The sequence below is a fragment of the Brevibacillus sp. FSL K6-0770 genome (assembly GCF_038000275.1).
Classification (GTDB): Bacteria; Bacillota; Bacilli; order Brevibacillales; family Brevibacillaceae; genus Brevibacillus; species Brevibacillus parabrevis.
Genome location: NZ_JBBOBQ010000001.1, coordinates 3,084,426 through 3,095,508, shown reverse-complemented (window position 1 = coordinate 3,095,508; position 11,083 = coordinate 3,084,426). Strand labels below are relative to the sequence as shown.

Genomic DNA, 11,083 nt, shown 5'->3' with positions numbered 1-11,083 from the left:
AAACGGTCAAGACGTTTTCCCCATTTAACCAAAAAGGTGATTAACTGTGAGCGCAATCTTAGATATCATTCCCCTTCACCACGATTCACGAAACTGCAAAGAGGACACCATCGTTACCGTCGCCACTTGGTGGAAGCGTGACTACGCCTTGATGTTTTTGGAATCGTGGGGATTTGCATTTGATCAAACGCAATGGAAACAATCAGGGAAGCTGTACCAGAGCATTACGCCAGGCATCGGAGACATGTTGAACTTACTCAGGCACCTTCACGGCATCGAAATCTTTGTTAAGGGGAGTGTATCCTTGCAGGACACAGTCGCTTTGGTGGAAAGCGAGCTGCAAGAATCAAGGCCGGTTGCCATCGATTTGGATTCTTATTACTGCCCGTGGAGCCACGGCTATCAGAAGTACCACTCGATTCATACGTGTTTGATCGTAGGAGCAGACAAGGCCAGCCAGACTTATACGCTGGTAGATTGCTTTTACGAAAGGCAAAACGTCACCATTTCGATCGCGGATTGTTTTCGGCAAGAGTGCCGAGGGATCGCGCTTTTCCGCAAGCTGCCAGAACATGAGCAAGCCTTCGACTGGAAACAGACGATCCTGTATGCGCTGAAACAAACGCTGTATCGGGAGCGAGAGGCGACTGCTTTTGAGAAGATGCGAGAGTTTGCCGATGTGTTGCAGCAGTTGCCAACAGTCGCTGGCGAGTTTAACGATTCGCAGCAAGTATGGATGTCGCCGCTCTTGTCCATCTTGCACGCAATCAGCAACGGCAGAAAGCATTTTGCCTCTGCCTTGCAATATGTGCATGACCGCTTTCAAATAGACAGCCTTGCTCCACTGATCCAGGACTTGACTTACTCGGCGGCTCAGTGGAGCACGGTGCTGTCCATGCTGACGAAAGCGTATTATCAATCGGGCGACAGCAAGCTGATTCAGCGGGCGGCCAGCAAAGTCCGGATGGTTGCCGAACTGGAGGAAAAGGTTGCCGATCAACTGCAAAACATCTGCGGAGAGAGGCCCCATCATCTGGCGGACGACAAGCGCGAGCGATCGAAAGCGGGTGCGGGCTACAGCAGGATGACGTTCATCGACCTGGCTGATTCCTGCAATAACAAAGGGTTCAGTCATGTGGCTGCGTCTGCTTGTACCGCCGATTTGACGCTGATGGGCGAGGTTTTCTTGCTAGAGGATGTGCCGGAGCAACCGATCTGGAATGTAAACGGGATGGAGTTTTCTTTGCCTGCGCTTGCGGAAAACAGAAACGATAACATCTCCTGCGCGGGACAAGAGATCAACGTCCCGGAAGGCTACTATTCCAGCCTGCTGATCTTGGGCTGCTCAGAGTGCGGGAGCTACACGGAGAGAATCGAGATTTTGTACGAGGACAACATCGTCAGATACATTCCGATTCAATTTACCGACTGGTATATGGAGCCGATGTTCGGGGAAACAACCGCATGGGTAGGCAAGGGCGCGGCGCGAAGAGAGGGCCAGGTGGAAATCCTCGATTTTCCGGTCAGACTGCTGGTGCAGCAATACTATTTGAATCCGAGCCGAAAAATGCTGCGGATCAAATTGCCTGATTGCCCCAATATACATATTTTTGCCATGACCTTGATGGCAAAGGGATAAGCATAGCTTGTCAAACCGCCACCCTTGGTGGACAAGCAATTTTGGCTTGATTTGGCCAGCCGCCTGGAAAAGAAACCGGGAGAAAAGGAGGGGAACCATGAACGAGAACGCAAGAACAGGCTTGGAAGTCGCCATCATCGGGATGTCGGGCGCTTTTCCAGGTGCGAAAAATCTGGAGCAGTTTTTTCATAATATGAAAAATGGCGTGGAAAGCATCTCCTTTTTCTCGGACGAAGAATTGGAAGAAGCGGGCGTACCGGCAGCGGTGTACAAGGCGGAAAACTTCGTGAACGCAAAAGGTCACCTGGAAGAGAGCGACTATTTTGACAACAACTTTTTTGGCTACACCCCGAACGAAGCCCAATATATGGACCCGCAGACCCGCTTGCTGCACGAGCATACGTGGAAAGCGCTGGAGGATGCCGGTTATCCGCCAGGTACGACCAATGACGCTGTCGGCGTATATGTGGGAGGGCGCCCGCACTTTCGCTGGGAGGCGTTGTCCTTATCGGTAGGCTCGCATAACGGGGCCGAGGAGTTTGAGATCGCCCACCTGAACGATAAAGATTTGATGAGCACGAGAGTATCCTACAAGCTGCATCTGACAGGGCCGAGCTATACGCTGTTTACCGCCTGCTCCACGTCATTGGTCGCGGTGCATGTAGCCTGCCAAGGCGTGCTCAGCGGGGAATGCGAGCTTGCAGTGGCTGGCGGCGTATCCATCACCAGCCCCTTGAAAAACGGATACGTCTATCAGGACGGGATGATTTTGTCAGCCGACGGTCATTGCCGTGCTTTTGCTGCCGACTCTAGCGGAACGGTGGTGGGCAATGGGATCGGACTGGTCATTTTAAAGCGGCTGGAAGATGCCTTGCGCGACAACGACCATATATACGCGGTCATCAAAGGAACGGCGATTAACAACGATGGCAACCGCAAAGTCGGGTACACCGCTCCAAGCGTAGACGGACAAGTCGAGGTCATTCGTGCCGCTCATCGCGTGGCCAGAGTAGATCCGGCGACGATCAGCTACATCGAGGCTCACGGAACCGGGACAGCTTTGGGTGATCCGATCGAAGTCAAAGCGCTGACCCGGGCTTTTCAGACGGGAAGAAAAAATTACTGCGGGCTAGGCTCGGTCAAAACGAATATCGGACATCTGGACAGTGCGGCGGGGATCGCCGGATTGATCAAGACGGTACTGGCAATCGACAACAAATGCTTGCTGCCTACGCTGCACTTTTCCAAGCCGAACCAAAACCTCGAACTGGAAAATACCCCCTTTTTCCTGGTGGACCAGCCGGCAGAGTGGGATCATTCGGCAGGCCCCTTGCGAGCAGGGGTCAGCTCGTTTGGCGTTGGCGGAACGAATGCGCATGTGGTGCTGGAAGAGTCGCCTGTCAGACAAGCAGCCAAGTCAAAAACGCATGAGAGCAAGCTGCTTGTCTTCTCCGCCAAGACCCGGGAAGAGCTGGAGCGTGCGACGGACGACTTTGTGACATTTGTCAAAAGGAACCCAGGTGCCGAGCTTTCCGACATCGCCTACACCTTGCAAATGGGGCGGGCGCATTTTTCCCATCGTCGCTATGTAGTCTGCGCTGCCATGTCAGATGCTTGCGCTGCGCTTGAGCAAAACGAGCCGCAAGCTTTTGGGCTGGTGGCGAAAAAGGCAGTCCCGCCGATTGCTTTTGTGTTTTCTGAGATGGACGCGGAGGAAGCGGCTTTGCTCTACCAAGCTGGTTTGCAAAGTGCGTATTGCCGGGACGAATTTGAAGCGTTGCTGCTACAGGCAAGCGAAGTGCAAGGAACCGCAGGCTCGCTTCTTCTCGATGCTCCTACGCGGTATGGGCAGATGCTGCCTTTTCTTTTCCAGCTCGCCACGGCCAAATGGTTGCTCCGCATGGGAGTACAGCCTGCTGCTGTCACGGGAGTCGGAAGCGGAGAGTACGTGGCAGGGTGTCTCGCCGACGTGTTTTCCTTTGAGGATGCGTTGCTGCTTGTGGGAAAAAGGGACGAGCTATTGGAAGAATGGAGCGGCAACGAAGGCGATCTGTTCTTGCTGGAAGCTCTCCAGAGCGAGCTGTTTGAAGCTGTTCACACCGTCCCACTCTCGCTGCCATCAATCCCTGTGGTGTCCTACGATGCGGGGAAAACGATTTCTCGCGAAGTGACGCTTCCTGACTACTGGGTGAATCGCTTCGGGGGAGGCAGTGAAGGACAAGGGGCGTTTGTTGCCTGGCAGGAAGCTGCCGAGGAAGTTCAGCATCTGTTGTTTGGCCCAGAGCGGGAAGGCGGAGGAACAGGGCTTACAGCAGGGGGAGCCGAAAGTCAGCCCGCCTTTTTGTCCCTCGTGACTGGCCCTTCCGGTATCGAGCAGCGTCTTCTTGAAGCGATCGGTCATTTGTGGTCAAAAGGCTGCCCGATCAAATGGACCGAGCTGAACAAGCATCTCGGGCAATCGCGTGTCTCGCTTCCTACTTATCCGTTTACGCGGAAAAATTACGGGATGGACCCCGAGCAGCTAAAACAACTGAACGATCTGCTGCAAGGTCAAGCGCCAGCGCAAACAGCGGGCAAGGCGGAGGAAGTAAAGCAGAGCAGGGAAGACTGGCTGTACATTCCATCATGGACCCGCTCAGATTACGACGAGGCAGCAGGGGAGCTTGCGCCTTGTCTCTTTGTCGTTTTCGCTACCAAAAACTCTAGCGTGATCCGGTGGATCGAGCAGATCGAGACATCAGGTCACACCGTTGTCCGCGTCGAAACAGGCGAAGGCTTCTCCAAGCAAGCGGAAGCGACCTATACGGTAAACCCGGACAATCCCGCCGATCTGGTCACATTGCTCGAAACGCTGGCGCTACCCGCTGACCAGCCCTTGAAATTCGTTCATTTTTGGTGCTACGACCAGCAGGTGGACGCTGACGACGCCAAGCGGGCGGCGCAGCAATGGAATCGGCTTGGCTATCACACTTTATTGAACCTGGCAAAAGCGATCGGACAGCTCCGGCTCCAGCAGAAAATTGCCGTCGATATCGTCGCCAGCGACGTTTTTGAAGTCATTGGAGACGAGGCGGTCGTGCCAGCCAAAGCTACTCTGCTAGGCCCGGTTCGCGTCATTCCCAAAGAGTACGAAAACATCAGTTGCAGGCTGATCGATGCCGACCGCCGCGAAAACCAGCGCGTAGCTCGCTTGCTGCAACAGTGGATGGGGGAGAGCTTCGCTGACGTGCTGGCCATTCGCCATGCGTACATTTGGGAGCCTGCCTTCAAGCAAATTCAGCTGCCTGCTTCTGCCGCTCCGGCTTCCCAGCGTCTCAAGCACGGGGGAGTGTACGTCATTACCGGAGGTCTGGGAGCCATCGGATTGCAAGTAGCGAAATTTTTGGCGGAAAAGTACCACGCGAAGCTCGTCCTTATCAATCGCTCGCACTTTTTGCCGGAAGCGGAATGGGACAGGTGGCGTGCGCTCCACGGAGAGGACGATCCAGTCAGCCAAAAAATCGCGCTGCTGCGGGAACTGCAGGCTTCCGCGAAGCAGCTTTTCTTGTATCAGGCGGATATTGCCGACGAGGAGCAGATATTGCGAATTTTCAGCCAGATCATGGAGGACAATCAGTTAATTGACGGGATCTTCCATATTGCTGGCGTTCCCGATGGAGCTGTCATCCAGCGCAGAACAAGCGAGCTGTGCGAAGCCGTGTTTGCGACAAAAGTTTACGGAACGACTGTCTTGCAAAAAGCGATTGAGCAGTTGGCGCTACCCGTCGACTTCTTGTTGCTCTTTTCCTCCTTAAGCTCGGTCATCGCTCCACCCGCGCAAGTAGCGTACAGCGCCGCGAATGCCTTTTTGGATGCATTTGCCTTGACGAATACGAAAAACGGCGTTTTCACCCAGGCGATCAACTGGGATACGTGGGAAAATACCGGAATGGCCAGCATCTCGGCGACATTCCGTCCGGACAGCTCCGCGCTACCCGGCATTTCGTACCACAAGCTGGCGCATCCGTTTTTCCAGTACGCCGTGAAAGAAAATACAGGACGCACGACGTTTTTGTCCCATTTTCAGACGAGCAAAGACTGGATTTTGGCTGAGCATCGGGTAGGAGACAAAGCGGTATTGCCGGGAACGAGCTATGTGGAAATGGCCTGCGCCGCCTACGCATCGCTGCATCCCGGCATGGAAGCAGCGATGCGCCTCCAGGACGTGTTCTTTTTGACGCCGCTTCTCCTTGAGGACGGGGCTGCTGTTCATGTGCGCACCGTGCTGCTGCGGGAAAATCAGGGCTATCGGTTTACGATTGAAAGCTGCCCGGACGTGCAAAAGGCAAACTGGATTACCCATGCTCGCGGCTATGTCGGTGCGGGGCAGAGCCAACAGCGCGATTATCAGCTCGCTGCTGTTCGCGATGCCTGCGCTCAAAGCCAGTACGGCCCAAGCGACTACAACAATCTGCGCGACAGCCAGTTTACATACGGGCCGCGCTGGAACAGCTATCGCTGGGGAACGTTTGCACAAGCGCAAGGACTGTCGCTGATCGAACTGCCAGCGGAGTTTGCGGAGGATACCGCTATTTATCGTTTCCATCCGGCGATCATCGACGTGGCATTGGTCTATATGAATCGCGCTGAAACGGCTGGCGGCCCATACGTACCGTTTTCTTACAAAAACATCACAATCCACGGCAAAGTGCCCTCCAAAGTGTACAGCCATATTCGCTGCCGGACAGCTTCACGGCCGGACAGCAAAATCGTCGAGTTCGACCTGACGATTATGGATGAACAGGGGCGGGGGATCGTCGAAATCGAAGGCTACCAGGTGGCGGCCGTCTCGGCTCAACAGCCGGACAAGGATAGCCATGGGATGCCACAGCCAAAGCCAAAGTCACAACCGCAACCGCAGTTGCCGTTGCAGACGAAATCGGCTTCTTTACAGGCAGAAGATGAGGCGGCGCTCGCCACTTCGGCCCCGTCTTTGACGGTGGAAGAAGGACTGCAGCTGCTCGATACGGCGCTCGCCGCCAGTTACAGTCAGCTGCTCGTCTCGACCGTGGATTTGCCTGCGCGGTTTTTGGCGTACAAGCGCCAGCGGGTGAGCGCATTGGCTGAAAGCAGCAAAGAGTCTGCTGCTGAGCCGCTGATGGCCAGCAAGCCGCGCCTGTCGCTTGCGGAGGCGGAAAAGCTCATCGCGAGCATTTGGCAGGCGATCTTGGGCCATGAACACATTTCCCGCGACGACGACTTTTTTGAGCTTGGCGGAGACTCGCTGAAAGTATTGACTGTTGCTGAGCGGATTTACCAGGCCAGCAGCATCAAAATTCCGATCACGGTCTTCTTCCAGTCAACTACCGTCGAGAAGCTGGCCCGCTACATTGCGGATACGCATGATGACGGACAAGCGTACACGGCGATTCCAAAAGCAGCGCCGCAAGCGTACTATCCGTTGTCGTCGGCGCAAAAGCGGCTGTATTTTCAGCAGCAAGTCCAGCCGGATAACGTCGCTTACAACATTCCAGAAATCACCTACATGGAGGGCGATTTCGACCTGGACAAACTGCAACACGCCTTCGAGCAAGTCATTCAACGCCACGCCATTTTGCGTACAGGCTTTGACGTCATCGATGGCGAGATGGTGCAGATCATTGCAGACGAGGTCGCATTTCAAGTGGAGTACCAAGAGCTGGCCGAATCGGACGTGCAGCAGACGGTCGAGCAGTTTATGCAACCGTTTGACTTGCGGCATCCGCCCCTGATGCGGGTAAAAGTCGTCCGCTACGCTGCGCAAAAATACGTGTGGCTCTTCGATATCCACCATATCGTAGCCGACAATATCTCGGTTTCGCTTTTGCAAAACGAGCTGATCCATTTCTACAACAATCAACCGGAAGCGCTTGACCCCGTTTCGTTGGAGTATGCCGATTTTGTCGCGTGGCAAAATGAACGAATTGAGCGCGGAGATTATGACAAACAAACCGAGTATTGGCTCCGGCAACTATCAGGGAAGCTCCCGGAGGCATTGCTTCCGACCGATTTTCCCCGTCCGTCTGTGCTGAGCTATCGCGGCGACATTTATACGTTCCATCTGGAAGAGGAGACGACGGCCAGGCTGAAAGCAGGCATGAAACGCAACACGACCACTTTGTTCATGAACATGCTCGCCATTTTCCATATCTTGCTGCACAAATATACAGGGCAAGAGGAAATGATCATCGGAGCGAGTCTCGCCGGAAGAAACCACGCCGATTTGGCAAAAATGGTCGGAATGTTTGCGAATGTGCTGCCGTTTTATTCGCGACTGGAGCAAACCGCCACGTTTCAAGATTACGTAAGCGGAGTAAAAGAGAAGAGCTTGGAACTGTTCGAGAATCAGGACGTGCAGTTTGAGATTTTGGTGGAGAAGCTGGGGTTGACTCACCAGTTAAGCGCCCATCCGCTGTTTACGGTCATGCTTGTGCTGCCCGATTTCAAGCCTGCCGAGATCGCGATGCAGGGGCTTGTGTTGAAGTCCTATCCTTTCCGCAACCCTTCCGCGAAATTCGATTTGACTCTCTGGGTGTACGATTACGACAGCAAAATCGAAATGCGCATGGAATACTCGACAGATTTGTTTACCCGCAAGACGATCGAGACGATGGCGGGACATTTTCTCGCCATTGCCAAGCAAGTCGTCGACAACCCCGACGTGCTTGTAAAAGAGATTGTGTTGGATACGAGACTTGCCAAAGCAGCAGCAGAAGCGTTGCTGGAAGATGGAAACGATTTTGCCTTTTGAGCAATCGAGAGCATAGGAGTGGTAGCGTATGGGAGGTCATTTCGATACGAACGTGTCGTATTTGAATGACATGTATAAAAAAGAATATGAGTATTGGCAAAACAAGCTGGCAGGCGCAGCAGAGAAAAGCTGCTTTTTTGCCGGAGCGCATGACACAAAAGCAGAGGAACTGCGCATGGAGACGGCAGACTTTGTCCTCCCGAGCCATTGCGCCAATCGACTGGTGCAAATCAGCAACCACTCCGATGCCAGATTGCACGTGCTGCTGCTGGCTTATACAGCCGTGTTGCTGATGAAGCACACGGGGCAGACGGATATCGTGCTCGGAACCAGCATCTACCGTCAGCAAGCGAATGAAGAGTTTATCAATACGGTGCTGCCGATCCGCATTCCGCTCACCAACGAAATGCCGCTGCTTGACGTGATTACGGACGTCAGGCAAACCGTTTCCGAGGCTATCGAGCATCAAAACTACCCGATTGAGCTGATCTTGAAAAATGCGAAGCAGCCTGCGGATTTTCTGGACGTCTCTGTTATTTTGGCGAACATTCAGGAGCTGTCATACTTGGACAGGGCCTCGTCCAACCTCATTCTGGCTTTTGACAGACAGCACGACGAGCTGCGTGTCCGCATCCATTACAATGCCTTGCTTTACCAAAAAGAGCAGGTCGAGCGGCTGGTGGAACAGCTCTCGATTTTGTTGGAACATTCACTCGACAATCCGCGAGTGCCACTGAAAGAGCTGTCGATCCTCACCGCGGAAGAGCAGGAGCTTTTCGCTCGGATCAATGAGACGGCGTTGCCTTTTCCCGAAAAGGCAACGATCTCGTCGCTTTTTGAGGAAGCTGTCCAGGCGTATCCGCAGCATACAGCTGTTGTGTTTGAACAAAAGCGGCTGTCGTATGACCAGCTCAATCAAAAGGCGAATCAACTGGCCCATTGTTTACGGGAGCGGGGCGTAACCGCCGAATCGATAGTAGCCGTGCTGATGCCGCCGTCCGTGGACATGATCGTCGCCATTTTGGCCGTATTGAAGGCGGGCGGCGCGTATTTGCCGATTGACCCGGATCTTCCCACGCACAGAGTCGAGTACATGAGACAAGACAGCCAGGCGACCTATGTCGTGACACTGCAAGCGCAATCGTTGGCCAGCGGTTTTGCTGACGTGATCTTTGCCGACGACGAGCGACTCAATCATTATTCTGTTGCCAATCTAGAGCCGATCCACCAACCGAACCAGCTTGCCTACATTATTTACACGTCGGGAACCACGGGCAAGCCCAAAGGAGTCATGATCGAGCACAGAAACGTAGTCCGCTTGTTTTTTCATGACAACAATCGCTTCGCTTTTTCCTGCGACGATACGTGGGTGCTGTTTCACTCGTTCGGCTTCGATTTTTCCGTTTGGGAAATATTCGGAGCTTTGCTGCACGGAGGCAAGCTTTTGCTGCTATCGAACGTGCTGAAGCGGGATTATCGGCAACTCGTACAGCGGTTGCGAGAAGAACAGGTGACCGTCTGGAATCAAACGCCTTCCTCTTTTTACCAGTTTATCGAGGAAGAGCTGAAACAGCCGGACAAAAAGCTTTGCTTGCGCTACGTCATTTTTGGCGGGGAAGCTCTGCTGCCTGCGAAGCTCGCCGCGTGGCATGACAAATATCCCGAAACAAAGCTTATCAATATGTATGGAATTACAGAGACGACTGTCCATACGACTTACAAGGAAATTGCCGCAGAGCAGATTCGCTCGAATGAAAAGCGGATTGGCGTGCCGTTTTCCACCGTCCACTTGCACATTTTGAACAGGCAAGGAGACGTCGTGCCCACAGGTGTCGTCGGTGAAATCTGCATTGGCGGCGAAGGAGTCGCGCGTGGCTATTTGAACAAACCGGAATTGACAGCAGAACGATTTCAGCTATGCCAGCTTGGCGGCCAGATGCAGCGGCTTTATCGCTCCGGCGATTTAGGGCGGTATTCGTCTGACGGAGAAGTGGAATACATCGGGCGCAGGGACAAGCAAGTGAAAATCAGGGGATATCGCATCGAACTGGATGAGGTGCGCTCCCATCTGTTGACGATGGAAGGCATTCAAGAGGCTGTGGTGATGGCTCGGGAAATCGAGGAAGACGGCAAAATTCTTTGCGCCTATGTCGTGATGAAAGAAGAACAGGCAGAGCGCTTCGATCCGGTGGAAATCAGGCAGTATATGCAAACGCGCGTCGCCGACTATATGATCCCGTCCTTTATCCTTTTGCTCGACAAAATACCGTTAACGATCAATGGAAAAGTGGACGACAACCAATTGCTCCAGATGGAGTTCAGACAGAGCGGCAAGCGCGATGTTGTTCAACCAGGCACCGAGCTGGAAAAACAGCTCGCAGAGGTTTGGGGCAAGGTTCTCAAAACCGATTCCATCGGCATTCATTCCACGATTTTTGATTTGGGCGGGACTTCTTTTGACGTGCTCAAGATCAGCAAAGAGCTGACGGATCAACTGGGGCGAGAGGTGACTGTCGTGACTTTGTTTACTTATCCGACGATCAGCATGCTGGCAAACGTACTGGAAGCAGAAGTCACTACCCGGAAGCTGCAAGCCGACGCCCGGCTCGACTCGATCGAGGACGGGAAAAAAGCCCGATTGCAAAAATTACGTCTGTTAAAAAAGTAGGGATGAT

Annotated in this window: 3 protein-coding genes; all 3 read left to right on the top strand. The window is 53.6% G+C overall.

The features are described from left to right. Positions 1–46 precede the first annotated feature (46 nt). The 3 genes from NST23_RS14560 (at position 47) to NST23_RS14550 (ending at position 11,076) form a co-directional block, all read left to right on the top strand. On the top strand, positions 47–1,639 hold the full coding sequence (locus NST23_RS14560; protein WP_280648899.1) for a BtrH N-terminal domain-containing protein: 1,593 nt from the start codon (positions 47–49) through the stop codon (positions 1,637–1,639). Positions 1,640–1,736: 97 nt separating this feature from the next. Beyond that, on the top strand, positions 1,737–8,408 hold the full coding sequence (locus NST23_RS14555; protein WP_340963974.1) for an SDR family NAD(P)-dependent oxidoreductase: 6,672 nt from the start codon (positions 1,737–1,739) through the stop codon (positions 8,406–8,408). A gap of 28 nt (positions 8,409–8,436) precedes the next feature. Continuing rightward, positions 8,437–11,076: a non-ribosomal peptide synthetase gene (locus tag NST23_RS14550; RefSeq protein WP_340963972.1), complete on the top strand. Its 2,640-nt coding sequence runs from the start codon at positions 8,437–8,439 to the stop codon at positions 11,074–11,076. Positions 11,077–11,083: the final 7 nt, after the last annotated feature.

What these genes read in the sequence shown, in the direction of transcription:
- NST23_RS14555 (WP_340963974.1), top strand. Translation starts at nt 1,737, where the DNA reads ATGAACGAGAACGCAAGAACAGGCTTGGAAGTCGCCATCATCGGGATG.
- NST23_RS14550 (WP_340963972.1), top strand. Translation starts at nt 8,437, where the DNA reads ATGGGAGGTCATTTCGATACGAACGTGTCGTATTTGAATGACATGTAT.